This is a genomic window from Janthinobacterium sp. J1-1, assembly GCF_030944405.1.
Lineage (GTDB): Bacteria > Pseudomonadota > Gammaproteobacteria > Burkholderiales > Burkholderiaceae_D > Janthinobacterium.
Window position 1 is genome coordinate 2174296 of the sequence record NZ_CP132339.1, and the last position, 25306, is coordinate 2199601.

At 63.2% G+C, this 25306-nt stretch carries 25 protein-coding genes and 1 tRNA gene; 10 read left to right on the forward strand and 16 right to left on the reverse strand.

Annotation, left to right across the window (positions count from 1 at the left end):
- The first annotated feature begins 146 nt into the window (after window positions 1–146).
- Complete coding sequence (locus tag Q8L25_RS09875) at window positions 147–1172, forward strand: LacI family DNA-binding transcriptional regulator (protein ID WP_308924652.1); 1026 nt, start codon at window positions 147–149, stop codon at window positions 1170–1172.
- Window positions 1173–1237: 65 nt separating this feature from the next.
- A complete protein-coding gene (locus Q8L25_RS09880; RefSeq protein WP_308924653.1) occupies window positions 1238–1774 on the forward strand; it encodes a hypothetical protein in 537 nt (178 codons plus the stop codon).
- On the opposite strand, the gene Q8L25_RS09885 is transcribed toward Q8L25_RS09880, so the two are convergent.
- The 15 genes from Q8L25_RS09885 to Q8L25_RS09955 form a co-directional block, all read right to left on the reverse strand.
- Entirely contained in the window at window positions 1753–2373 is a 621-nt protein-coding gene (locus Q8L25_RS09885; protein ID WP_308924654.1) for a LysE family translocator, read from the reverse strand. The two genes, Q8L25_RS09880 and Q8L25_RS09885, sit on opposite strands and share 22 nt — an antisense overlap.
- Window positions 2374–2455: 82 nt before the next feature.
- Window positions 2456–3244 (reverse strand): AraC family transcriptional regulator, encoded by a 789-nt coding sequence (locus Q8L25_RS09890; protein ID WP_308924655.1) that lies wholly within the window; start codon window positions 3242–3244, stop codon window positions 2456–2458.
- A 5-nt stretch (window positions 3245–3249) separates the two neighbouring features.
- Complete coding sequence (locus Q8L25_RS09895) at window positions 3250–4101, reverse strand: retropepsin-like aspartic protease (protein ID WP_308924656.1); 852 nt, start codon at window positions 4099–4101, stop codon at window positions 3250–3252.
- A 10-nt stretch (window positions 4102–4111) separates the two neighbouring features.
- Window positions 4112–5575 carry a ribonuclease G gene (gene rng / locus Q8L25_RS09900; RefSeq protein WP_308924657.1) on the reverse strand — a complete coding sequence of 488 codons (1464 nt, stop codon included), beginning with the start codon at window positions 5573–5575 and terminating at the stop codon, window positions 4112–4114.
- Window positions 5576–5618: 43 nt separating this feature from the next.
- Entirely contained in the window at window positions 5619–6239 is a 621-nt protein-coding gene (locus Q8L25_RS09905; protein ID WP_308924658.1) for a Maf family protein, read from the reverse strand.
- 15 nt (window positions 6240–6254) lie between these two features.
- Complete coding sequence (rlmH, locus tag Q8L25_RS09910) at window positions 6255–6725, reverse strand: 23S rRNA (pseudouridine(1915)-N(3))-methyltransferase RlmH (protein WP_308924659.1); 471 nt, start codon at window positions 6723–6725, stop codon at window positions 6255–6257.
- Window positions 6726–6731: 6 nt separating this feature from the next.
- Entirely contained in the window at window positions 6732–7421 is a 690-nt protein-coding gene (gene rsfS / locus Q8L25_RS09915; protein ID WP_308924660.1) for a ribosome silencing factor, read from the reverse strand.
- Entirely contained in the window at window positions 7422–8093 is a 672-nt protein-coding gene (locus Q8L25_RS09920; RefSeq protein WP_308924661.1) for a nicotinate-nucleotide adenylyltransferase, read from the reverse strand.
- Window positions 8090–9004, reverse strand: a complete 915-nt coding sequence (hemF, locus tag Q8L25_RS09925; protein ID WP_308924662.1) for an oxygen-dependent coproporphyrinogen oxidase — start codon at window positions 9002–9004, stop codon at window positions 8090–8092. The genes Q8L25_RS09920 and hemF overlap by 4 nt, the downstream gene beginning before the upstream one ends.
- Before the next feature lie 101 nt (window positions 9005–9105).
- Window positions 9106–9909, reverse strand: a complete 804-nt coding sequence (locus tag Q8L25_RS09930; RefSeq protein ID WP_308924663.1) for a hypothetical protein — start codon at window positions 9907–9909, stop codon at window positions 9106–9108.
- Window positions 9906–10553 carry a hypothetical protein gene (locus Q8L25_RS09935; protein ID WP_308924664.1) on the reverse strand — a complete coding sequence of 216 codons (648 nt, stop codon included), beginning with the start codon at window positions 10551–10553 and terminating at the stop codon, window positions 9906–9908. Before Q8L25_RS09935 ends, Q8L25_RS09930 begins: the two co-directional genes overlap by 4 nt.
- 4 nt (window positions 10554–10557) lie before the next feature.
- Window positions 10558–11850: a hypothetical protein gene (locus Q8L25_RS09940; RefSeq protein WP_308924665.1), complete on the reverse strand. Its 1293-nt coding sequence runs from the start codon at window positions 11848–11850 to the stop codon at window positions 10558–10560.
- Between the two features lie 65 nt (window positions 11851–11915).
- On the reverse strand, window positions 11916–12662 hold the full coding sequence (locus tag Q8L25_RS09945) for a hypothetical protein (RefSeq protein WP_308924666.1): 747 nt from the start codon (window positions 12660–12662) through the stop codon (window positions 11916–11918).
- An 87-nt stretch (window positions 12663–12749) separates the two neighbouring features.
- Window positions 12750–14018 (reverse strand): phosphoribosylamine--glycine ligase, encoded by a 1269-nt coding sequence (purD, locus tag Q8L25_RS09950; protein ID WP_308924667.1) that lies wholly within the window; start codon window positions 14016–14018, stop codon window positions 12750–12752.
- Between the two features lie 71 nt (window positions 14019–14089).
- On the reverse strand, window positions 14090–14815 hold the full coding sequence (locus Q8L25_RS09955) for a YebC/PmpR family DNA-binding transcriptional regulator (RefSeq protein WP_308924668.1): 726 nt from the start codon (window positions 14813–14815) through the stop codon (window positions 14090–14092).
- A gap of 145 nt (window positions 14816–14960) precedes the next feature.
- Here Q8L25_RS09955 and Q8L25_RS09960 point away from each other — a divergent pair, with 145 nt between their 5' ends.
- The 4 genes from Q8L25_RS09960 to Q8L25_RS09975 all read left to right on the forward strand — a co-directional run bounded on the left by Q8L25_RS09960 (window position 14961) and on the right by Q8L25_RS09975 (window position 19912).
- Window positions 14961–17444 (forward strand): alkaline phosphatase D family protein, encoded by a 2484-nt coding sequence (locus tag Q8L25_RS09960; protein ID WP_308924669.1) that lies wholly within the window; start codon window positions 14961–14963, stop codon window positions 17442–17444.
- Between the two features lie 117 nt (window positions 17445–17561).
- Window positions 17562–18479, forward strand: coding sequence for an EamA family transporter (locus Q8L25_RS09965; RefSeq protein WP_308924670.1), 918 nt, complete (start codon window positions 17562–17564; stop codon window positions 18477–18479).
- A 28-nt stretch (window positions 18480–18507) separates the two neighbouring features.
- Window positions 18508–18900, forward strand: coding sequence for a methylglyoxal synthase (locus Q8L25_RS09970; protein WP_308924671.1), 393 nt, complete (start codon window positions 18508–18510; stop codon window positions 18898–18900).
- 22 nt (window positions 18901–18922) lie between these two features.
- Window positions 18923–19912: a quinone oxidoreductase gene (locus tag Q8L25_RS09975; RefSeq protein ID WP_308924672.1), complete on the forward strand. Its 990-nt coding sequence runs from the start codon at window positions 18923–18925 to the stop codon at window positions 19910–19912.
- 177 nt (window positions 19913–20089) lie between these two features.
- Here the strand turns inward: Q8L25_RS09975 and Q8L25_RS09980 are convergent, their stop codons facing one another.
- Window positions 20090–20695 carry a DUF4136 domain-containing protein gene (locus Q8L25_RS09980; protein WP_308924673.1) on the reverse strand — a complete coding sequence of 202 codons (606 nt, stop codon included), beginning with the start codon at window positions 20693–20695 and terminating at the stop codon, window positions 20090–20092.
- A 255-nt stretch (window positions 20696–20950) separates the two neighbouring features.
- Between Q8L25_RS09980 and pepN the strand changes: the two genes are divergently transcribed.
- From pepN to Q8L25_RS10000, 4 genes are all read left to right on the forward strand, one after another.
- Entirely contained in the window at window positions 20951–23605 is a 2655-nt protein-coding gene (gene pepN, locus Q8L25_RS09985) for an aminopeptidase N (protein ID WP_308924674.1), read from the forward strand.
- 33 nt (window positions 23606–23638) lie between these two features.
- The gene (locus tag Q8L25_RS09990) at window positions 23639–24640 is read left to right on the forward strand and encodes a class 1 fructose-bisphosphatase (RefSeq protein ID WP_308924675.1); all 1002 of its coding nucleotides are present in this window, start codon (window positions 23639–23641) and stop codon (window positions 24638–24640) included.
- Between the two features lie 84 nt (window positions 24641–24724).
- Window positions 24725–24800 (forward strand) — tRNA-Thr (locus tag Q8L25_RS09995).
- 46 nt (window positions 24801–24846) lie between these two features.
- Window positions 24847–25290 carry a hypothetical protein gene (locus Q8L25_RS10000; RefSeq protein WP_308924676.1) on the forward strand — a complete coding sequence of 148 codons (444 nt, stop codon included), beginning with the start codon at window positions 24847–24849 and terminating at the stop codon, window positions 25288–25290.
- The last annotated feature ends 16 nt before the right edge of the window (window positions 25291–25306 follow it).

Consider the following 25306-nt stretch of genomic DNA (forward strand, 5'->3'; position numbering starts at 1 on the left):
GTTTGCACGCTGTCAAGGCTCTATTTGTGACAATCCCATGAAAAGCGCTTTGAGCCAAGGGCAAGCGTCAATGCAAGCGTTTGCTCGGTTTTTGACGGCACACGCCGTTTGTGCGATAAAATCACGCTATTGCATCCGGAAAACCCATGACAAACAAGAACCCCACCCTAAGCGACGTTGCGCGGGCCACCGGCGTGCACTTTTCCACCGTGTCGCGCGTGATGAACCCGGAAACGCGGCAAAAGGTCAGCGCCGAAGTCGCCAAGCGCGTGCTGGCCGAAGCTGCCCGGCTCGGCTACCGCCCGAACCGCGCCGCCTCGACCCTGGTCACGCGCAAGTCGCGCATTATCGGCGTGGTCTTGCCCGACATTACCAACGCCGTGTTTCCCCCGATTCTGCTGGGCATCGAGGAAGGCTTGCGCAAGCACGGCTACCTGGCCATCGTTGCCAATGTCGGCGCCGACGAGGAAGAACAATTGTTCGTCATCAATCGCCTGCTGGGCCAGCAGGTCGACGGCCTGATCCTGGCCACCGCGCGGCGCGACGACCCCGTCATCAAGATGTGCATGGCCCAGAACGTGCCGGTGGTCACCGTCAACCGCAGCGACGAAAATGGCGTGGCTTCCTGCGTGGTCAGCGACGATGTGGTCGGCATGCGCCTGGCCGTCGGCCACCTGCTGGCGCTGGGCCACCGCCATATCGCCCATATCGCCGGCCCGGAAAACCTGTCCACCGGCCATGTGCGCCGCACGGGTTTCCTGGCCGCCATCGAAGCCAGCGAACTGGACGCTTCGCAAGCGTTCGTGTTTGAAAGCAGCGGCTATTCGCGCGAATGCGGCAAGGCGGCGTTGCTGGAACTGCTGCGCCAGTCGCCGCAGACCACGGCCGTCGTCACCGGCAGCGACCTGGTGGCGATCGGCTGCTACGACGCCATCCGCGAGCTGGGCCTGAACTGCCCGGAAGATATTTCCGTGGTGGGCCACAACGACATGCCGTATATGGACATGATCCGCCCGCCACTGACCACCATCCGCATCCGCCACCACGGCATCGGCGCCGAAGCGGCGCGATTGATCCTGCAAACCATCGACGCGCCCGATTCCTCGGTGGTCGACGTGCGCCTGAAACCGGAACTGGTGGTGCGCGAATCGACGGCGCCGCCCCGCTCTTGATGCAGTCCCGGAGGCCGCAAGGTGGTACACTGGCGGCCCTCCCTGTTTTCCTAGCCCTCATCGCCATGACCAAAACCAACACGCCTTCCCCGAAACGCCGCGAAGAGGGCGTTGCCAAGCTGACCGTCAATCCCTTTCTGGACGCCGAATTCTATGCGCGCATGCGCGACTACACCGAGCGCGACGCGGCCATCATCAAGGAACTGAAGGCGATCGCCGAAATCCGCGCCGGCAACAAGCAACCCGACCCGCGCCTGGCGCCGTCGCTGCAGGCCCTGCGCGAGACCGTCAAGAAAGGTTTGACCTTTGGCGAGATGCTGGACCGCATTGCGGCCGGCAAGGAAAAAGGCCTGTGGGAACCGTGGATGACCACCTTCGGCATCGAGATCCGCGCCGTCAACTACGGCGCCGGCCCGCGCAACGCCTGCCTGGTGCTGGACCTGGCCGCCAACGCCCCGGCCCATGCCATGTTCGCCAAGGCCGGCATCCAGAACTGGCGCAGCCTGGCCGCCGACGACTGCTCGGTGGTACGTTCCGAAAAAGCCACCGAGACGTCGCCGTTGAAAGTGTATGCCGTGTTTTACCTCGATCCGGCAGCCTGAACCAGCAGCCCTGTCGCCAACGCAATCAGCATGACGCCCGACAGCCGCTCCAGTAGCGGCAGGGCCCGTGCAAAGCGCTGGCGCAGGGTGGCGCTGCCGATCGCCAGCGCCACCGCCATATCCCACGCCAATACGGCAAATACCATCCACGCGCCATACGCCACCATCGCCCCCGCGCTGGTGTGCCGGCTGGCCAGCACGGCCGCCAGGCTGACATAGAACAGCGCGTTCTTCGGATTCAGGATGGCCGACACAAAGCCCATCATCAAACCGCCGCGCCAGTGCGCCTTGCCGGTGCCGGGCTTTGCTTCCAGGCTGCTCTTGCCCGCATGGCGCAGGAACAGCCAGCCCAGATAGAACAGATAGGCGCATCCCGCCAGCTGCACCACCATGAAGGCCACGCTGCCGGCCCGCAGCACCGACAAGCCGCCAAACGCCGCCACGATAAACACGCCATTGGCCAGCGCAATGCCGATGCAGGCGCCGCTGGCGCCGCGCCAGCCATGCGCCAGCGAACTGCGGGCAACAAGAAAGAAATCGGGACCGGGCGACAGCAGCGCCAGAAAGTGGGCGCCGGCGATCAAAAGAAAATCTTGCATGACAACGCGACTCCGTCAATAGTGAGGAAGCGAGTATGCGGATGAGCTGGCGGCGTGTATTGAAGAAAATTGCGCGGGCTATCTAACTGCGGTAGCGACCCGGCGTAATCCCCGCATGGGCCTTGAACACGCGCTGGAAATGGCTCTGGTCGGCAAAGCCCAGCTCATGGGCCAGTTGTGCCAAGGCCGTCCCTGACTGCAGGCCGCTGCGCGCGCGGTTGATATGGGCATTGAGCTGATATGCATGCGGCGTCATGCCGGTGGCGGCGCGAAAGGCGCGGATCAATTGATAACGGCTCAGTCCTGCAGCTTGCGCCAGTTGCTGCAGGCTGGCCAGGGGCTGCGCCTGCAGCACAGCAAGCACGGGTTCAAGCTGCCGCGGTACGGGTTTATATGCCGAAGGCAGCGCATCGGCAGCGGTGCCGGCGCAAGCGGCCAGAAACGCCAGCAGCGCCAAATCTTTTTCTTCTGCGCCTGCTGCTGAAAACAGCAGCGCATTCATCGCGCAGAACTGCGCATAGAGATCAGGGCAATGCAATACTCGCGCCGTGTCGCCATCGAGCGCCGGCGCATGCTGTTGCAGCCAGTGCGCATCGAGGTGCAGCATCTGGTAGCTCCACGCCATGTCGGGCAGGGGATTGCAGGCATGGACGCAACCGGCCGGCACCAGCACCAGGCTGCCCGGCGCCAGCCTGACTGCCGCATCGCCACTGCCCGTAAATACGCTGCCGCCCGCATCGACGGCGCCGATGGAGAACGTCGGGTGGCTGTGGGCCTTGTAGCAGGCGCGGCTGTGGCAGGCGCGGCGGGTTACGATGTGGGGCAAGACGGGGTCGCGCCAGAAGGTGGCAGTGCTGTCGCTGGCACGCATCTGTGTCAGCCAGCGGGTGGCCGCAGGTACAACAGTTGATGCTGGAGGTCGAATAACACGGGCATTTGCATGAAGAAGTCCGTGCCCAGTATGCCATCGGCCTGGAACTCATCTGGCAATGGCATCAGCAAGGGCGAGACACTTTTGCCACCCGGCAGCGCCAAGGTGATGCTGCGGCAGGGCAGGTCGGGCCCCAGATCGAAAGCGCATTGTGCAACCTGTGAAAACGCTACGGCAGCCGAGCTCCTGATAATGGAGATGGAGGCGGCCGTGTCGAGCACCAGGCGATAGGTTTTCTTGCCATCGGCAAGGTGCAGCAGCAGTCCTTCGTCTATCCGTTCATAGGTGACTGCCATCCAGCCGGCCGGTGGCGGACCAGCATCGCCTGCGCTGATTTGCAGCGTTCCTGCGGGCAAGTCGAACACCACTTGCTTGCCCTCGAAAAAACGCAATCCCAGCACGGACATATTGGCCGGCAAACCCTTTTGCGTTCCCAGCGACAAGCCCCACGGCGTCAGGATGACGCCTTGCAGGGCGGCGAATGGCAAGCCGTTGACATCCAGTGCGGGGATGAGAAATTCATCCGATAACTGGATTTTACCGGCCAGGTCGATGCTTTTCTGCTGTTTCCCCGTATAGGCCAGTCCCGTCAGCGATTGTGCAACCTCCGGTGTCAGATGCAGGCTGGTGCCCGCACCCGTATCGAGCACAAAGGGCACCGTCTTGCCGTCCAGGCGCAGCTGCACCATGGGAATGCCCTTGGCGAGCGTGACGGGCAGCACTGTCTGTGTAGCGGCAACGGTGGTTGATGCGCACAGCAGCAACAGGCATAAGGTAACGATTTTTTGCATATGCATGCTGCCTGGCCTACATCAGTATCACATCATACTGTTCCTGATGATAAGCATTCTCCACCTGCAGCGAAATCTTCTTGCCGATAAAGTCCCCCAGCATCGCCAGGTGCTGCGATTCTTCTTCCAAAAACAAATCCACCACTTCCTGCGACGCCAGGATGCGGAATTCGCGCGGGTTGAACTGTTTCGCTTCCCGCAGCAGTTCGCGCAGGATTTCGTAGCAGATGGTGCGCGAGGTTTTCACTTGTCCCTTGCCGGCGCAGGCGGGGCAGGGTTCGCACAGGATGTGGGCCAAGGACTCGCGCGTGCGCTTGCGGGTCATTTCGACCAGGCCCAGGGGCGAGAAGTTGCTGACCGAGACTTTGGTGCGGTCGCGCGACAGCGTGCGTTTGAGTTCGGCCAGCACGGCGTTGCGGTGCTCGGCGTTGTCCATGTCGATGAAGTCGAGGATGATAATGCCGCCCAGGTTGCGCAGGCGCAGCTGGCGCGCGATGGCGTGGGCCGCTTCCAGGTTGGTCTTGAAGATGGTGTCGGCAAAATTGCGTCCGCCGACAAAGCCGCCTGTGTTGACGTCGATGGTGGTCATCGCTTCGGTCTGGTCGACGATCAGATAGCCGCCGGACTTGAGGTCGACTCTGCGGCCCAGCGCGCGCAAAATTTCTTCTTCCACGCCATACAGATCGAACAGCGGGCGCTCGCCCGTGTAATGCTGCAATCGCGTCAGTTCGCTGGGGGTATAGATTTCGGCGAATTCGCGCAGCTTGACGTAGTTCTCGCGCGAGTCGACCTGGATGGTGGCCGTCTCGTCGCCGACGAAGTCGCGCAGCACGCGCTGGGCCAGGTTCAGATCCTGGTGCAGCAGGCTGGTGGCGGGGCGCGTGCGAGCGCCGTGGACGATGGTGCTCCAGGTCTTGCGCAAATAATCCACGTCCGCTTTCAGGTCGGCGTCGGAGGCGTCTTCGGCCATGGTGCGCACGATGTAGCCGCCTTTTTCGTCCGCCGGCAGCAGGCTTTGCAAGCGCGTGCGCAGCAGTTCGCGCTCGGACTCTTTTTCAATTTTTTGCGAGATGCCGATATGCTTGTCCTGCGGCAGGTAGACCAGCATGCGGCCGGCGATCGAGATCTGCGTCGACAGGCGCGCGCCCTTGGTGCCGATCGGGTCCTTGATCACTTGTACCGTCAGCACCTGGCCGTCGAACAGGATTTTTTCAATCGGGGCAGGGGTGGTGTTCTGGCCGTCGTGGCCGCGCGCTTCCCAGATGTCGGCCACGTGCAGGAATGCCGCGCGTTCCAGGCCGATGTCGATAAAGGCGGACTGCATGCCCGGCAATACCCTGACCACTTTGCCGGAATACACATTGCCGGCCAGGCCGCGCGTGAGCGTGCGCTCGATGTGCAATTCCTGCACCGCGCCTTGCAGGATGAGGGCGACGCGGGTTTCTTGCGGCGTGATATTGATCAGGATGTCTTCGTTCATGGAGGCGCAAAAGTGGAGGCAACGAATGACATCATACGCCCTATCAGGGCAGGGGCAAACCCGCTTGCCGCAGCAATTGCGCCGTCTCGTACAGGGGCAGGCCCATGATGCCGGAATGGCTGCCTTCGATATGCTCGACGAACAGCGCGGCGCTGCCCTGGATGCCGTAGGCGCCGGCCTTGTCGTACGGTTCCGGCGTGGCGCAATAGGCGGCGATCGAGGCGGCGGACAGCACGCCGAAGCGTACCTGCGAGATCTGCGTGCGCTGCTCGGCGATGCCGTTGCCATGCACGGCGATCGAGGTCAGCACCTGGTGCGTGCGGCCGGACAATTGCTCCAGCATGGCGATGGCCTCTGCGCGATCCGCCGGCTTGCCGAGGATAACGCCGTCGATGGTGACGGTGGTGTCGGCCGCCAGCACCGGGCGTGGCGGCAGGTGGCGCAGGCGCACCACATTGAGCGCAAAGGCCGCCTTTTCATTGGCGACGCGCGCCACATAGTCGAGCGCCGATTCGCCGGGCAGCACTTCCTCGGTCACGTCGGCGCCGCGCGGGCCGTCGCTGCGCAGCAGCAGCAGTTCGAAGTCGATGCCGATCTGGCGCAGCAGTTCGCGCCTGCGCGGGCTTTTCGACGCCAGGTAGATCTTGTTGTCAGCCGGTTTCATGGGAGGTGAAAAAAATCAGACGCGGTGATAGGGATGGTTTTGCGTGATCGACCACGCGCGGTACAGCTGCTCGGCGAGGATCACGCGCACCACGCCGTGCGGCAGGGTCATGCTGGAGATACGGATCATGCCTTCGGCCCGTGCCTTCAAGGCAGGGTCGAGGCCATCGGCGCCGCCGATCAGGAAAGCCGTGTCGCGGCCATCCTGCTGCCACGCCATCAACTGCTGCGACAGGCCGACGCTGGTCAGGTCCTTGCCGCGTTCGTCGAGGGCGATGATGCGCACGCCCTTGGGTAACGATGCTTCGATGCGTTCGCGTTCCAGCGCCATCGCGGTGGCGGCGGTCTTGCTGCCGGAACGCTCGACGGGCTTGATTTCCTTCAGCACGATGCGCAATTCCGGCGGCATGCGCTTCGCGTATTCGGCGAAGCCCGTCTCGATCCAGGCCGGCATTTTATGGCCGACCGCAGCGATGATAAGCTGCATGAACGCTTACTCTTCGACTTTTTTGATACGCTTGATGACGGTTTTCGCCGGTGCCGCATCGGCTGCCGGTTTGGCCGCGCGCGGTGCACGGACTTTTTTCTCCGGCAGCGCTTTCAGGGCCTTGACGGCGGCCGTCTCGGTCTTGGTTGGCGCCACTTTCACGGTCTTGCCGACGGCTTTGGAAGCGACGGCTTTCTTGGCCGGTGCTTTCTTGGCGGCGGTGGTGGCGGCAGCTTTTTTGGCCGGCGCTTTTTTCTCGATCACTGGCGTCGCTTCGACATTGGCCTTGCTTGCTGCCAGGTGGCCGCTGACCTTTTTCGGCTCGTCGCCTGCGGCTTTTTTCGGCGCGCGTTTGGCGGCGCCCAGCTTGACCGGCTTGTCGCCCCAGATTTCTTCCAGGCGGTAGTAGGCGCGGATCGGCGCTTGCATGATGTGGACGATCATGTCGCCCAGGTCGACCAGTACCCATTCGCCGGTGTCTTCACCTTCCATGCCGATGATTTCGCCGCCGGCTTCCTTGACCTTGTCGCGTACCGAAGCGGCCAGCGCCTTGGTCTGGCGGTTCGAGGTACCGGAAACGATGGCGATGCGGTCGAACAGGCTGGTCAGGTGGACCGTGTCGAATACGGCGATGTCTTGGCCTTTGACGTCTTCGAGGGCGTCAACGACGAGGGTTTGCAGTTTTTTGATGTCCATTTAGCTTTTGTATAAATTGTGTTGTTCAATATAGTCTAGCACTAGCGGGGAAACAAGCTCGTTTGCCGGAAACCCCCGTTGTAATGCCGCACGTATTTCGGTGGCGGAGATATCCACCGCGAAGTCTTGTGCCAGATAAGTCAGACCGTGCGGCGTGTTGCGGATGCTGCTGAGCGTGCCCAGGCGGCGCGCAAACTCCTGCGCGACTGCCGGCGGCATCGCCGTGCCATTCAACGCGAAGCCGGGGCGGGCCGCGACGCAGATATGGGCGTATTCAAATAATTGCTGCCATGCGCGCCAGGTATCGAGCCGCTGCAGCTGGTCGGCGCCCATCAGGAACACGATGGATGCTTGCGGCCCCAGTTCGGCGCGCACCTGGCGCAGGGTATCGATGGTGTAGCTGGGCTGGCCCTGCTCGCTGCGTTCGATTTCCTGCAGATCGATCATCACCGGCAGCGGCAGGCTTGAGAACGCCAGCCGCGTCATCTCGGCGCGCTGTTCGCAGGTGGCGCCCAGGCGGCCCTTTTGCCACGGCGCGCCGGCCGGTATCACGCGCAGTGTATCGGCCTGCAGCAAACGGGAAAAATACGACCCCAGCGCGACATGGCCCGTATGCACCGGATCGTAACTGCCGCCCAACAGCGCAACGCACGCCGCAGCATTTTTCGTCACGTTCGCAGCCAGTCGCGATGCACGAGAAAGTCGGTGTACAGCGCCGCCTCAGGGCTGTTCTCTTCCGGATGCCAGTCGTAGCGCCACTTGACGATGGGCGGCATCGACATCAGGATCGCCTCGGTACGTCCACCCGACTGCAGGCCGAAATGCGTGCCGCGGTCGAACACCAGGTTGAACTCGACATAGCGGCCGCGCCGGTAGGCCTGGAAATCGCGTTCGCGCTCGCCGTATTGGGTGTCCTTGCGGCGCGCCAGAATAGGCACATAGGCGTCGATGAACGCATCGCCGGCGCTGCGCATCATGGCGAAGCTGTCGTCAAAGCCCAGGGCGTTGAAGTCATCGAAAAAGATGCCGCCCACGCCGCGCGGCTCCTTGCGGTGTTTCAAATAAAAATACTCGTCGCACCAGGCCTTGAACTTCGGATGCAGCCCGTCGCCAAACGGTTCAAGGGCATCATGGCACACCCGGTGAAAGTGCTTTACATCGTCCACGTTACCGTAATACGGCGTCAGGTCCATGCCGCCGCCGAACCACCATACCGGTTCATTGTCGGCGTTCACCGTGCTGAAAAAACGCACGTTCATGTGCACCGTCGGCGCGTACGGATTGCGCGGATGGAGCACCAGCGACACGCCCATCGCTTCCCACGGTTTGCCACCCAGTTCAGGGCGCGCGGCAGCCGCCGATGGTGGCAACGCGGCGCCGGTGACGTGCGAAAAATTCACGCCGCCCCGCTCGAACACATTGCCTTCCTCGATCAGGCGCGAAATGCCGCCGCCGCCTTCCGGACGCTGCCAGCTGTCGGTCAGGAAAGGCTTGCCATCCTGCGCTTCGAGCGCCTGCACGATACGGCTTTGCAAATCGAGCAAATAGGCTTTGACAGCCGAAGGGGAGGGAGTGGACGACATCGCGTGGGCCGACGAGGCCGAAATAAAAAAGTGAGGACGGATTGTACCCTGTAACGGATTTTTGTGATAGCAAAACCGGCGATGCTGTTGCCGGTCATGCCTTACCGTGGCGGCTTGTCCTGTATCACCTGCACCTCGAACTGGGGCGCATCCGTGCCTGGCTGGCGGGCATCCTCCACCATGCTGGCCGCGCGCTGTTGCAAGTCCGTGCGTTCGACCGTGTCGGCCGGCTGCGCCAGCGGCGCCACGGGCGCTGGCTGCTCGCGCCTGAACCATGAGCGCCCCGCAAACGTCAGCATCGTCAGTATCGCCAGCAGCAGCACCGCGGCCAGGATGGTGGAAGGACGCGGGCGGGGTCGGCCATATTGGGCTGGCGGCTTGCCGGCGGCGTCGACGATCATGCGCGCCAGCGGCGCGCCGTTCGCGCGCGTGCGCGCCTGCAGCTCCTTGTATTGCAGCGGCGATAGCGTGCCCTGTTTCAGCATATGGCGCAAGGCCGCGACGGGCGTGGCGGCCAGCTGATCGGCTGGCAGGCTGTCATGGGCAGCATCGCGCTGGCACTGGTTGATCAGGTTCATGTCGTACAGCGCGTCGACCGCTTCGCGGTTCACCTGCTGCAGCGCGGCGCTGGCCAGTTCCGTGCGCTGGTCGCCGGCAGGCAGCTTGCGCAGCATCCTGAAAAAACGGTCCCCGGGCACCAGTTCGGCGCCCAGCAGCCAGGCCAGCGTCCTGACCTGATCGGCATTCATCGCCAGTTCGGGCACATCGATGTCTTCGGCGGCGTTGTGCGCGCGCTGCAGGTCGATGATTTGCAGCTCGCCCAGCGTATCGTCGTATTCGTCGCTGGTGATCAGCTCCAGCTGCCGCAGTTCGCCGAGCGGTTTGAGACGCGGATCGGTGCTCATGGCCGCAGGCCGCCGGTAGCAACACCGTACATCACGGACATCACCAGGATCATGCCCAGCACGATCAGCGCGCCTTTCCAGGCCGGCGGCCGCTTGTACGGGATGCGGTCATGGCCATGCCGCAGCCTGGACGCTGCCATGATCTCGCGCGCCAGTTCGCTGCCGTGCGCACGCACGCGCACCTCCAGCGCCTCGAACTGCTGCGTGGATAGCACGCCGTTGACCACCAGCCAGCGCATGGCGATCCAGGGGGAATACAGGATGCGGTCGCCCGGCACCGCCGCGTGCGCGGCGTCGCGCTGGAACTGGTTCAGCAAATCGAGTTCATATAAATCGTCGATCTCGCGGCGGTTATAGTGCCGCACGCCGTCGGCCAGCAGCGCCTGCTGCCCGGGCGGCAGTGTGGGCATGCGCTGGTCAAGGTCATTTTTCGGAAGCAGATCGGTCAGCAGCAGCCAGCCCAGGGTACTCGCCAGGTCGGCGTCCTGCGCCAGTGCCGGCATGTCGACCGGATCCTCGGGCGGGTGCAGGCGCTCGCAGGCGGCCACGTCGCGTTCGGCGTTGGCGTCTTCCAGTTCCTGCGCGCTGATCAGGCCGAGCCGGTGCAGCTGCTGCAGCGACGGATGCGGTGGTTCGGTATGCATGAATTTACTCTTTTATTTTGGCCTGGCGCAGCTCGCCGGCAAATTGCGGCGTGACCGACCAGCCATTGCCAGCGGCGTCACGCTGGAAGGTAAACTCGCCTTCCTGCATCACCGCCACGCCGCCGTTGAGCATGCCCAGCAGGGCGTCATTGCGTTCGATCAGCAGGCGGCAGGAATAGACGCCGGGCGAGATTTCCTTGCACGGCGCCAGCGGTTCGATTTCGGCGATTTCGCGCGTGCGTTCCATCGATTGCGTCAGCGAAAACGCCTGCCGTGGCCGGGGCATGATGCGCGCGCCGTCCATGCCGGCGCGGAAAGCCTGTTCCAGCGCTTCGCGGCCCAAGGGCTTGGCCTGCTGGGCAAAGTCGCCATCCTCGATGGTGCCAAAGCGCGCCCGGACCAGCATGGGCTGCGCGCCCGCATAGCTGATGCGGTTCTTGCTGCCGCTGTCGTCGCGCGCAACGGTATAGGCATAGTCGACCTTTTCGCCATCGAGTGCGATCGTGGCCAGGCAGCCGCGGATATTGTGCGACGAGGCGTAACCGGCTTCCTTCACGTCCTGCAGGCTGGCCTTGCCCACCCCTTCCGGCGCAGCCTTGTTGAGCATGCGCGTCACGGTGGAGATCGTGTCGGTGGCGTCGCACTCGGGGACGGAATTGCTGCTGAACAGGTACCAGACCATGCCGGCCAGCGCCAGCGGCGCGGCGATCAGCCAGGCCAGGCGCGAACCGGGAAACAGGCCATCAAGCACTACGCCGCGCACCGCCTTTTTGTGCTCATCCTGGCGCGCTTGCGTGTGCCGGACCACGCGTTTTGCATCATCGCTGCCACCGGCCTCGATGCGCTGCACCGTGCTTTTGAACTGCGCGCGCGGCAGCAGTCCCACATGGGCCATCCAGTTCAGCGCTTCGCCCGGCGTGGGCAACAGAACCTCGTCCGGCAGGTGCTGCAGCGCCTGTTGATGCAGCTCTGGCGCAATGATCGCTTCGTCGCGCAGAGCATCGAGCGACTCGCGATTGAGCACCTCCACCACCTGCTGCAGGATCGACAGGCGCAGCGCCAGTTCGTCGCCGCTGTAGTGGCGCGCCACGCTCAGCGACAGGCTCGTCACATCCTCGGACGCGATGATCTGGCGCCGGTACAGCCACAGCAGGGCATCGGGCAGCGGCGTGCCGATGGCCAGCTGGGGCAACTCGGGATGGGCCAGCGCCTGCTCGCGCTGGCGGCGCGTGAGCAGCTTGAGCACATGCAGCGCTTCGATGGAAGTATGCGGGGAAGCAGGTTGATTGCTGGTCATCGGGAGTGGGTTTATCAAGAATCAAGATGATAAACTTTACAACATAATCTCGTTTCTCCAGCGCACTATTGAAGCTGAGCCTGATCCAGTTCGTCCCTGAACTGCGGCGTGACCGACCAGTGCTTGCCATCCTTGCCGCGCTGGAAGGTGAAGTCGCCTTGCTGCAGCACCGAGAGACCCCACACGATGCTTGGCGCAATGCGCGGCAGATCGTTGCGCTCGACCAGCAGCCGGCAGGACTGGATGCCGGGCGCCACCTCGTGGCAGGGCGCGATGGCTTCGACATCGGCAATTTCGCGGTAGTGCTGCGGCGACAGCAGCGTGCCGAGATCCGGGAACAGCAGCGGTTTGCCGCGGATAGTATCCATCCCTGCCAGCATCGCCTGCAACAGTGCCTCGCGCCCGATCGGCCCTGCCTGCTGCACAAAGTCGCCATGCCAGGCGATCTGGCCGAAGCGCGCCTGTATCAGCGCCGGCTGCGCATAGTCGTGGACGATACGGCTTTTGCGGCGGCCTTCCACACGCGTCACGGTATACGCGTATGACATGGATTTGCCGCTGGTGGTGACATTGGCCAGGCAGCCACGGGTTTTCTGCGACCACGCGTAGCCGGCCTGTTTGATATCGTGCAGGCGCATATCGCCTGTCGTCATCGTGGCCACGGTTTCCTTGTCGTCGCAGCGCGGTACCGCGTAGCTGCCGAACCAGTACCAGGCCAGGCCGGCAACGAGCAGCAAGGCAAGCGTCAGCCAGGTCAGGGGACTCAGCGGCGCATCGTTGTCTGGTGCGGCAATCCCGGTTGGATCGGTCATGGGGAGGGATGGCAATGACATCAAATTGAAAACGGGCCGGGACGGATGAACTCCGCGCCGGCCCGCCGTGTGATCGTTATGGGACGATCAATGCTTCAAACCGCGCCAGCCGATATCGCGGCGGTATTGCGCGCCGTCGAAATGGATTTTCTCCACGGTTTCATACGCCTGCTTCTGCGCCATCTTGACGCTGTCGCCCAGGCCGACCACGCACAGCACGCGCCCGCCGTTGGTGACCAGGCGCTCGCCCTCGATGCGGGTACCCGCATGGAAGGTCACAGCGTCGTGGGTTTCGGCCGGGATATCGCCAATCGGCGTGCCCTTGACCGGATCGTCCGGGTAGCCGGCGGCGGCCATCACCACGCCCACGGCGGTGCGGCGATCCCATTCCAGTTCCACCGCGTCCAGGGTGCCGTTGACGGCGTGTTCCATCACGGTGACCAGATCCGTTTTCAGGCGCGCCATGATGGGTTGCGTTTCCGGGTCGCCCATGCGGCAGTTGAATTCCAGCGTCTTGGGCGTGCCCTTGTCGTCGATCATCAGGCCGGCGTACAGGAAACCCGTGAACGTGATGCCGTCCTTCGCCATGCCTTGAATTGTCGGCACAATGATTTCGCGCATCACGCGCGCATGCATGGCCGGCGTGACGATGGGCGCCGGCGAATAGGCGCCCATGCCGCCCGTGTTCGGGCCCAGGTCGTGGTCTTTCAGGCGTTTGTGGTCCTGGCTGGTGGCCAGCGGCAGGATGTTCTTGCCGTCGCACATGACGATAAAGCTGGCTTCTTCGCCGGCCAAAAATTCTTCGATGACGATGCGCGCGCCGGCGTCGCCGAACTGGTTATCGGCCAGCATATTGTCGACCGCCTGGTGCGCTTCTTCCAGGCTCATCGCCACCACCACGCCCTTGCCGGCGGCCAGGCCGTCGGCCTTGATGACGATCGGTGCGCCCATGGCATCGATATAGGCGTGGGCCGGTGCGACTTCCGAAAACGTCTGGTAGGCGGCCGTCGGGATGCCGTGGCGCTGCATGAAGGCCTTGGCGAAATCCTTCGACGATTCCAGCTGCGCCGCTTCTTTCGTCGGGCCGAAGATCTTCAGGCCGCGCGAGCGGAACAGGTTGACGATGCCGGCGGCCAGCGGCACTTCCGGGCCGACCACGGTCAGGCCGATATGTTCCTGCTGAACGAAATCGGCCAGCAATTGCGGATCGCTGATGTCGAGATTGACCAGGCGCGCATCGCGCGCGGTGCCGCCGTTGCCCGGAGCGACATACACCATCTGTATGCGTTCGGACTGGGCCAGTTTCCAGGCCAGGGCGTGTTCGCGGCCGCCAGAGCCGACTACCAGAATTTTCATAAGGACCGTTCGTTCAGTGTGGGGTTGCAGGGCGCCGGAAGCGCCCTTGAGGCGTACTGCTTGTTTTTTGCTTAGTTCTCGATCAGGGCGTTGGTAAACACTTCCTGCACATCGTCCAGCAATTCCAGCGCATCGATCAGCTTTTGCATCTTGATCGCGTCGTCGCCCGCGTACACGGTTTCGGTGGACGGTTTCATGATCACTTCGGCCACTTCGGCCTTGAAACCAGCCGCTTCCAGCGCTTCCTTGACGGCGGCGAAATCGTGCACCGGGGTCACTACTTCGAAGCCGCCTTCTTCATCGGCGATCACGTCGTCGGCGCCCGCTTCCAGCGCCGCTTCCATCAGCTTGTCTTCGTCGGTGCCCGGCGCAAACAGCAGCTGGCCGCAGTGCTGGAACATGAAGGCGACCGAGCCTTCGTTGCCCATGTTGCCGCCGTTCTTGTTGAAGGCGTTGCGTACTTCGGCCACCGTGCGCACTTTATTGTCGGTCATGCATTCGACGATGACGGCCGCGCCGCCCACGCCGTAGCCTTCGTAGCGCACTTCTTCGTAGTTGGCGCCATCGACGCCGCCGCTGCCGCGGTTGATCGCGCGCTGGACGTTGTCTTTCGGCATATTGGCGTCGGCCGCCTTGTCGACCGCCAGGCGCAGGCGCGGATTGGTGATGGCGTCGGGACCGCCCATGCGGGCCGCCACCGTGATCTCCTTGATCAGGCGCGTCCAGATTTTGCCGCGCTTGGCATCCGTGGCAGCCTTTTTATGCTTGATGTTGGCCCATTTGCTATGTCCTGCCATGTCGAATCTTCCTTAGACGGGTGTTCAATTGTGGCCGACATTTTAGCATAGTGGCACCCCCGGCCGCCTGCCGGCCAGGTCATGAAGCCGACATATTGTGTTGCTAAAGTGACGCGCATTCGGATTACTTTATGGAAAGAAAATCATGGCAAGTCAGATCAACAGGCGTCAATTCCTGAAATTGGGTGGCTTCATCACCGTGTCGGTGGCCACCGCCGGACTGACCGCCTGCGGCAGCAGCGACTACAGCGACGCCGGCGTGCCGCTGGCCTCGGGCAGCGACTGGAAGTTCCCGCAAAGCGTGGCCTCCGGCGATCCGCGCCCCGACAGCGCCATGCTGTGGACCCGCGTGGTGCCCGCCAGCCTGGACGCCGTCGCGCCGGCCCCGGCCAGCGCCGCCGAAGTGGCGGTGCGCCTGATCGTCAGCGCCACCGACAATTCGGCTTCGCTGGGCAGCAACAAGGCCTTGAGCGGCGCCAATATCGTCGACGCCAAGCTGCCGCTGAAATCCGACTTCGACAACACCCTGCGCCACAAGGTCACCGGCCTGCAGCCGGGCCAGGTGTATTTCTACCAGTTTATCGCCGGCGACGTGCGCTCGAACGTGGGCCGCTTCAAGACGGCGCCCGCCGCCACCGCCGACGTGGCGCAGCTGCAGTTCGCCTACCTGACCTGCCAGGACTGGAGCATCAACCACTGGGGCGCGCTGGGCCATATCGCCGCCAATGAAAGCCTGGACTTTATCGTCCACCTGGGCGACTACATCTACGAAACGGTCGGTGAAGCGTTCCAGAGCGGCGCCGTGGAAAGCCGCCACGACCAGCTCAAACTGCCGGACGGCACTTATAAAAGCGGCAGCAGCGGCGCCAAATACGCCACCACCACCGCCGACTACCGCTATCTGTACAAGAAATACCGCACCGATAGCCGCCTGCAGGCCGTGCACGAGCGTTTTGCCTTTATCGCCGTCTGGGACGACCACGAATTTACCGACGACGCCTGGCAGGATGCGTCCACCTACGAAGGCATCGTGGCGGCCGACGGCAGCGACCTGCACCAGCCCACGCGCCGGCGCAGCGCCAACCAGGCCTGGTTCGAATACATGCCGGCCGACGTCACGTTCGACTCGGCCGCGACCACCTTCCAGAATATCCAGATCTACCGCGATTTCCAGTTCGGTAAACTGATGCAACTGATCATGACGGACGAGCGCCTGTACCGCGCCGACCATGCGATTCCGGAAGCGTCGATCAATCCCGCCACCGGCAAGGCGCTCGGCAGCATCGGTAGCCGCTACCTGGTGCCGCAGCAGCTGTTCGACAGCGTGGAAGCGCAAAAGATGGCGGCCGCGACGAAAGCCGGCGCCGACGCCCTGGGCGCGGTCGGCATGCTGGGCACCACCCAGCGCGAATGGTGGAAGACCAGGATGAAAGCGGCCACCTCGACCTGGAAACTGTGGGGCAATGAAGTGTCGCTGCTGCGCATGGGTTTGAATGGCGTCGATGCGATCGCCACCCTGATTGCGCTGAGCGCCATGAGCACGGTCGGCGCGGCGATCGCCTCGACCCTGCCGCTGGTCGGCGGCAGCGTGCCGCTGGCGAACGCCATCGTGGCCGCCTCGACGGCCGGCGCCAGCACCAGCGTGGCACAGGCGGCGGCAATGGCGATTGCCGGCGCGGGCAGCAATACGGCAGCGCAGGGCGCGGCGGCGGTCGGCGCGGGCCTGTCCGCGGCGCAGGCCGGCATCACGGTGGCGGCCTTCAACAGCGCCTCGCCAACGGCCGCTGCGCAAGTGATCGCCTTTGGCTGGATCAAGCCCGATGTGCAGGCCAAGCAAGCCGCCTCCACCTTTGTCACCGGTTCCGGCAAGGCGGCCTCGCTGGCGCCGTTCTTTACCCGTTTCCTGCTCAATTGCGACCAGTGGGATGGCTACAACAGCGAGCGCAAGGCGCTGATGGCGCATCTGAAAACCAACGCCATCGGCAACGTGGTGGCGCTGACGGGCGACATCCACTCCTTCTTTGCCGGCACCGTCAGCGACGATTTCGATGCCACCGGCGGCGGCACGCCGGTGATGGTCGACCTGGTGTCGGCCGGCGTCAGCTCCGACTCATTCTTCAGCTATCTGAAGTCCGCTGCGGCGGAACTGGGTGATATCGGCACCCTGGTCAGCTACCCGCTCGCGATTCCCGTCACCGGCATCGGCACCGTCAACCTCGATATCAACCTGCTCGACTACACCATGGGCAAGACGGCGCCGACCGTCGACAGCCTGCTGGAACAGCTGCGCGTGCAACTGCGCGGCGCCCTGGCGGCCAAGGGCGTGCCCGAAGCCCAGCTCGACGCGACCGTGACGGCGGTGCAGGCCGGCCTGAAGGCGAGCACGGACTTCAGCGGCACCTTGCTGGGTCTGGCGCAGCAGTTGTCGGGCCTGGGCAACAACCCGTGGATCAAGCATCTGAACACCGATGCCCAGGGTTATACGGTGGTGACCCTCACGCCAGGCAAGCTGGTGGCCCAGTTCAAGCAGGTCAATAAACTGATCGGCACTGCCGCGCCGGCGACCGTGATTGCGCGGGTGACCACGGCGACCGTCACGGCGGGAGCGGCGGCGGTGGTGGTGGCGTAATTCAATCCACCGCGAGGGCCGGGGGCGGATCCTGAGGAACTAGGCGTTCCCGTCCGCCCCCAGTATTTGCCGTTGGGGTTGTAAGCCGCCTTTAGCTTTTGCCATTACAATCTGGTCATGAGCACCAGTCCCTTGCCCGCGTCATCCTCCATCCCCCGCTCCGTCTACCTCGGTGGCCTGGCCATCGCTGTCGGCGGGGCGGTGCTGTTTTCCACCAAGGCCATCGTCGCCAAGCTGCTGTACCGCTACCAGATCGATGCGGTCACGGTGATCGCCTTCCGCATGATCTTTTCGCTACCGGTGTTTGCGGTGATTGCCTGGTGGCAGATGCGCACCGAGCCGCCGCTGGCGTGGCGCGACCGCTGGCAGCTGGTGGGCCTGGGCCTGGTCGGCTACTACCTGTCCAGCTATTTCGATTTCCTGGGGCTGCAATATATTTCCGTCGGCCTGGAACGGCTGATTTTGTTCCTCACGCCCACCTTCGTGCTGCTGATCAGCACCGTCTATTTCAAGCACGCCATCAGCCGCCTGCAGTGGCTGGCGCTGCTGACCTCGTATTGCGGCATCGTGCTGGTCTTCGTGCATGACCTGCAATCGGGCGCCAGCAATATCGTGCTCGGTTCGACCCTGGTACTGGGTTCGGCCTGTTCGTATGCCGTCTACCTGCTGGGCTCTGGCGAACTGGTGAAACGCATCGGCGCCATGCGGCTGGTGTCGTACGCGATGTGCGTGGCCAGCTTTGCCTGCATCGCCCAGTTCTTTATCCTGCGCCCGGTCGGCATGCTGATCCAGCCGGCGCCCGTGTATGGCTGGTCGCTGGTGAACGGCATCTTTTGCACCGTGCTGCCGGTGTTCATGACCATGATCGCCGTCGAGCGCATCGGCGCGCCCGTCGCTTCGCAGGCCGGCATGATCGGCCCCGTCTCGACCTTGTTCCTGGGCGCCATGATCCTCGACGAAGCGATCACCGGCTGGCAGCTGGCCGGCACCGGCCTGGTATTGGCCGGCATCTACCTGCTTTCCAAGAAAAAATAATCCTTCCAACCAAAGAGACGGCACCACCATGAAAACACGCATCGCCCTGATTGCCCACGACAAGAAAAAAGATGACATGATCACCCTGGCGGGCGAATACCGGGACTTCCTTGCCAGCTGCGAGCTGACGGCCACCGGCACCACGGGCGGACGCCTGATCAACGAGCTGGGCCTGGCGGTCGAGCGCAAGCATTCGGGCCCCTTCGGCGGCGACCTGCAGATCGGCGCGCTGCTGGTCGAAGGCCTGATCGATTGCGTGATCTTCCTGCGCGACCCGATGACGCCGCAGCCGCACGAACCGGACATCAACGCCCTGGTGCGCGCCTGCGACGTGCACAATGTGGCGTGCGCCACCAATCTGTCGACGGCCCATCTGGTGCTGTCGCAACTGCAAGCGCTGGCCAAAGCCGAAGCAGTTTGATTCATCATCCGAGGAGACGACAATGAGTGAAATAATTACCACCAAGGCGATCCGCATGCACCGCACGGGTGGCCCTGAAGTGATGGAGTATGTCGACGTGGAGCTGGCGCCGCCCGGCCCCGGCGAAGCGCGCGTGAAGCATGAGGCGATCGGCCTCAATTTCATCGACGTGTATTTCCGCACCGGCCTGTATCCGCAGCTGCTGCCGGCCGGCCTGGGCGTGGAGGGCGCGGGCATTGTCGAGGCGGTGGGCGAGGGCGTCACCGACATCAAGGTGGGCGACAGGGTGGCGTATGCGGCGCGCATCAATGGCGCGTATGCCGAGCAGCGCAATATCCCGGCGGCGCTGCTGCTGGCGCTGCCCGACCGCATCGGCTTCGACACGGCCGCCGCCATGATGCTGCAAGGCCTGACGGTGCAATACCTGTTTCACCGCACGGTGGCGCTGAAGGCGGGCGACACGATTCTGTTCCACGCGGCCGCCGGCGGCGTCGGCCTGATCGCCTGCCAGTGGGCGAAAGTGCTGGGCGTGAACCTGATCGGCACGGTCGGCTCGGACGACAAGGCGCAGCTGGCGCTGGCCCATGGCGCGGCCCACGTCATCAACTACAACACGGAAAACTTTGTCGAGCGCGTGCGCGAGATCACGGGCGGCAAGGGCGTCTCGGTGGTGTACGACTCGATCGGCAAGGATACCTTCACCGGTTCGCTGGACTGCCTGGCGCCGCTGGGCATGATGGTCAGCTTCGGCAATGCCTCCGGCCCGGTGCCGGCATTTACCTTGAGCGAACTGGCGTCGCGCGGCTCGCTGTTCATCACGCGCCCGGCCCTGTTCAGCTATGCCTCGGACCGCGAAAAGCTCGAAGAGATGTCGGCCTCGCTGTTCGGCGTCGTCAGCAGCGGCGAAGTGCAGGTCGAAGTGCGCCAGCGCTACAAGCTGGCCGATATCGCCCAGGCCCATCGCGACCTGGAAGGGCGCAAGACCTCCGGTTCCACCATCATCGTGCCATGAGCGGCGACGACGACGGCAACCCGAAATTCGGCCGCCTGCTGATCGTGCTGCTGCTGGCCGTGGCGCTGGTGGGCGCGATCACGTTCGCGACCGAAGCGTATTACATGTAAATCCGCGGACGTAAAAAAACCGGCTGAACGCTTGCGCGCACCAGCCGGTTTTTTATGGATAGATGATTTATTCGACCTTGACTTCCACCTTGCGCGGCACGCCGCTGCGGCCCGGGAAATCGGCAAAGGCGCTGGCCACCATGGCCGGCATCACTTGCGGCGTGGCGCGCTTGCCGCTGGTCGAATGCACGCTCACGTCATACAGTTTCTTGCCCGTGTTTTCATTGATCGTCACGCGCAGTTCGCGTTCGAATTTATGGCGCACGGTCTCTTCCACTTCCATCGGACCACCCCAGAACGGGCTGTAGCCGAAGCGGCCATAGCCGGGCCAGGCGCCGTAGCGATAGCCATAACGGCCAGGCCAGTAGCCGGGACCGTACCAGAACGGATCGGTGGCCTGCAGCACGCGCTCAGGCACATCCATGGTGCCGAAGCGCATGCTGATGCGCAGCTTGGCGCTGTCCGGGCCCGACGCTTCGCCAAAGCCATGCTTGGCCAGTTCGGCGCGCACCAGGTTCTGGTAGCTGCGGTATTCCAGCGTGTCTTCCTCGGCGGGCGGCGCCACGAAGACATACGATTTGTCGTTCTGCTGGGCCGGCCAGTCGTGGAACGCCGTGACATCGCTGCGGATGGTGGTGGCGCAGCCGGTCAGCAGCACCGTCAGCGCAGTCATTAATATGGCCAGGTATCTCATTGCCGAATCTCCTCAATATGTATCCACCACTTGGCAGACGCAATTCATCGCTTTACAGTGTAAGACTACGCCATTCCAGTGCTGATTATTATTACAGATTGTTACCCTGTGTGTTCGCTGGCTCGCAATTGCCGATATTCATTTGCGTAAATGGCGCAAATCAAGGCCAAATCAGGCACGCCGGGGGCTGGTATTGGTAAAATAGGCTTTTGCCTCCGCTCCCATTCCATCCCTATGCGCACAGACAGCCCTCAGACGATTTACCGCCAGGACTACACGCCGCCCAGCTATCTGGTCGACACCGTGGAACTGGGTTTCGATCTCGATCCCGCCCGCACGATAGTGGCGAGCCGGATCCGCATGCATCACAATCCCGACAGCACCAGCCGCAGCATCGAACTGCACGGCGAGCATATCGAACTGGTACAGGTGCGCCTGAACGGCAAGGTACTGAAGCCCTCGCAATACAAGCTGACGGCCAGCATGCTGACCATTCCGAAAGCGCCTGACGACGTCGAACTCGATATCGAAACCATCCTCGCGCCGCAGGACAATACGTCCCTGTCCGGCCTGTATGTATCGAACCATAACTTCTTCACCCAGTGCGAAGCCGAGGGTTTTCGCCGCATCACCTTCTTCCCGGACCGCCCGGACGTGATGGCGAAATACACCGTCATGCTGCGCGCCGACAAGGAGCAATATCCGGTGCTGCTGTCGAACGGTAACCTGATCGAAGAGGGCGACCTCGGTGACGGCCGCCATTACGCCAAGTGGGAAGATCCGTTCAAGAAGCCTTCCTATCTGTTCGCGCTGGTCGCCGCGCGCCTGGTCTGCCAGGAAGAGCGCTACACGCTCAACTCGGGCCGCGAAGTGCTGCTGCAGGTATGGGTCGAAGACGGCAACCTCGATAAAACCGACTACGCCATGCAGTCGCTGAAAAACTCGATCCGCTGGGACGAAGAGCGCTTCGGCCTGGAGCTGGACCTGGACCGCTTCATGATCGTCGCCGTCGGCGACTTCAACATGGGCGCGATGGAAAACAAGGGCCTGAACATCTTCAACACCAAATACGTGCTGGCCAACTCGCGCGTGGCCACCGACGTCGATTACGCCGGCATCGAAGCGGTGGTGGGCCACGAATATTTTCACAACTGGACCGGCAACCGCGTGACGTGCCGCGACTGGTTCCAGTTGTCGCTGAAAGAAGGCCTGACGGTGTTCCGCGACCAGGAATTCTCGGCCGACATGATCGGCACCGACACCGGCCGCGCCGTGACCCGCATCGACCAGGTGCGGACCCTGCGCCAGGCGCAGTTCCCGGAGGACGCCGGCCCGATGGCGCACCCGGTGCGCCCCGACTCCTTCGTCGAGATCAACAATTTTTACACCGTCACGATCTACGAAAAAGGCGCCGAAGTGGTGCGCATGTATCAGACCCTGGTGGGCCGCGAGGGCTTCCGCAAGGGCATGGACCTGTATTTCGAACGCCACGATGGCCAGGCCGTGCAGTGCGACGACTTCCGCGCCGCCATGGCCGATGCCAACGGCCGCGACTTCAATCAGTTCGAACGCTGGTACAGCCAGGCCGGCACACCCATCGTGCAAGCCGAAACGCGCTACGACGCCGCCGGAAAAACCTTCGAGCTGACCCTGCGGCAAAGCTGCCCGGCCACGCCCGGCCAGGCCGAAAAGCTGCCGTTCCATATTCCCGTCACCGTGGGGCTCTTGGGCGCCGATGGCCGCGACCTGCCTTTGCAGCTGGAAGGCGGCGACGTCATCGCCGGCACCAGCGCCGTGCTGGAACTGACCGAAGGCTGGCAGACCTTCCGCTTCATCAATGTGGAAGAACTGCCCGTGCCGTCGCTGCTGCGCGACTTTTCCGCGCCGGTGGTGCTGGAATATGCCTACACCGACGCCGAACTGCTGCACCTGTTCCGCCACGACAGCGACCCTGTCAACCGCTGGGAAGCGGGCCAGCGCCTGGCCATGGCGCGCCTGCTGACACTGACGGCGCAAGTGGCCGCCGGCGAAACGCTGGCGCTGGACGACACCTTTATCGAAGCGCAGCGCGCCTTGCTGGCCGACGAGACGCTGGACCCGGCCTTCCGCGAGCTGGCCCTGATCCTGCCGTCGGAGACCATCATCGCCGAGCGCATGGCGCAGGTCGACCCGCAGGCGATTCACACGGCGCGCCAGTTCATGCGCCGCACGATTGCCGCCGCACTGAAACCGGAACTGCTGGCGCAATACCACGCCAACCAGACGCCGGGCGACTACAGCCCCGACGCCCTGTCGGCCGGCAAGCGCGCGCTAAAAAACCTGGCGCTCGCTTACCTCTTGATCGCGCCCGAAGCGGACGAACTGGCGCTGGCGCAGCGGCAGTTCGACGGCGCCGGCAACATGACCGACCGCGCGGCCGCGCTGGGCGCCCTGATCCACTCCGGCGCCCAGGAAGCGTCGCAAGCGGCCCTGACCAGTTTCTACAGCGACTTCCAGGGCGAAGCGCTGGTGGTGGACAAATGGTTCGCCATGCAGGCGGCCGCACCGACCACCGACCTGGCGGCCGTGCGCGAGCTGATGACGCATCCGGCCTTCACCTTGAAGAACCCGAACCGCGCGCGCAGCCTGATCTTCAATTTCACCAACGGCAATCCGTCGCAGTTCCACGCGCCGGACGGCAGCGGCTACGCCTACTGGGCCGAGCAGGTGATCGCGCTCGACGCGTTAAATCCGCAAGTGGCGGCGCGCCTGGCGCGCTCGATGGACCGCTGGCGCCGCTACCTGCCGGCCCTGCAAACCCATATGCGCGCCGCGCTGGAACAGGTCGCCGGCCAGGCCAGCCTGTCGAACGACGTGATGGAAGTCGTTTCCAAGGCGTTGGCGAACTAATACTGCAGTCATTATTAAAACAAAAGGGAAGTCATGAAACGCATCAGTCTTACGCAATATCTGGTTGAAGAACAGCGCTCGAACAACAGCATCCCGGCCGAACTGCGCCTGTTGATCGAAGTCGTCGCGCGCGCCTGCAAGACCATCAGCCACGCGGTGGGCAAGGGCGCCCTGGGCGAAGTGCTGGGCACGGCCGATACGGAAAACGTGCAGGGCGAAGTACAGAAAAAACTCGACATCATCTCCAACGAGATCCTGCTCGAAGCGAACGAATGGGGCGGCCACCTGGCGGCGATGGCGTCGGAAGAAATGGAATCGATCCACCCGATCCCGAACCGCTATCCGAAGGGCGAATACATGCTGCTGTTCGACCCACTGGACGGTTCGTCGAACATCGACGTCAACGTCTCGATCGGCACCATTTTCTCGGTACTGAAAGCGCCCGATGGCATGGGCCAGCCGACCGAACAGGACTTCATGCAGGCCGGCACCAAGCAGGTCGCCGCCGGCTACGCCGTGTACGGCCCGCAAACCATGCTGGTGCTGACCTTCGGCAATGGCGTCAACTGCTTCACGCTGGACCGCGAAATGGGTTCGTGGGTGCTCACGCAAAGCAATATCCAGATTCCGGCCACCACCAAGGAATTCGCCATCAACATGTCGAACGCGCGCCACTGGCACCCGCCCGTGCAGCGCTACGTCAACGAACTGCTGGCCGGCGAAACCGGCCCGCGCGGCACCAATTTCAACATGCGCTGGATCGCCTCGATGGTGGCCGACGTGCACCGCATCCTGAACCGCGGCGGCATCTTCATGTACCCGGCCGACCTGCGCGACACCTCGATGCCGGGCAAGCTGCGCCTGATGTACGAAGCGAACCCGATGGCCTTCATCGTCGAACAGGCCGGCGGCGCCGCCACCGACGGCCAGCAGCGCATCATGGACATCGCCCCGCACAAGCTGCACCAGCGCGTGCCGGTCTACCTGGGCTCGAAAGACGAAGTCGCCCGCGTGACCGCCTACCACCAGGAATAAGCAGGCGCTTTCCCCCACACTCTGCAAAAAAGTTCGTGTTGACACTAGCAAATTTTGTGCTTTGTTTGTAGAATGTGGGTCTTCGCCGCTTTAGCTCAGTTGGTAGAGCAGTTCATTCGTAATGAAAAGGTCGCCAGTTCGATTCCGGCAAGCGGCACCAAAGATTCATTAAAAAGCCCGTTTATCTGTAAAGGTAAGCGGGTTTTTTGTTGTTTGTTCAAATACGGCAGTCTGGCCTGATGGTGATTTCGGCTGTTTTCAAGGAGCGTGAGATGGGTAGAATTGCGGTCCTGGCAGGTGTTGCCCACGACATCGCGCATCATGCGGCCAGCAGCCTTGCCTATCTGTCGCCGCATCTCGCCCTGGCGCTGCGCGCGGCACACCAGCAAACGACGCAGATGGAACTGCTCGATCCTGCGCCTTATCCCGCGCTGGTCGCCGAACATCCGCCCTTGCGCAGTGCGCTGGCGGCATTGCATGTCACCGCAATGCAGATCTTGCAGACGCATGGTCTGCAGCCAGACAATCTGTCGGCCATGGTGTTTCATGCAACGCCGTCACCGTGGAACCAGCAGGGATATGGCCTGCATACGCGCATGGTCATCGTTGCGCGTAGTGGCAAGGTGTTTGATTCTGGGTGGTTGTCATAGCGCATCAGGCGGGCGC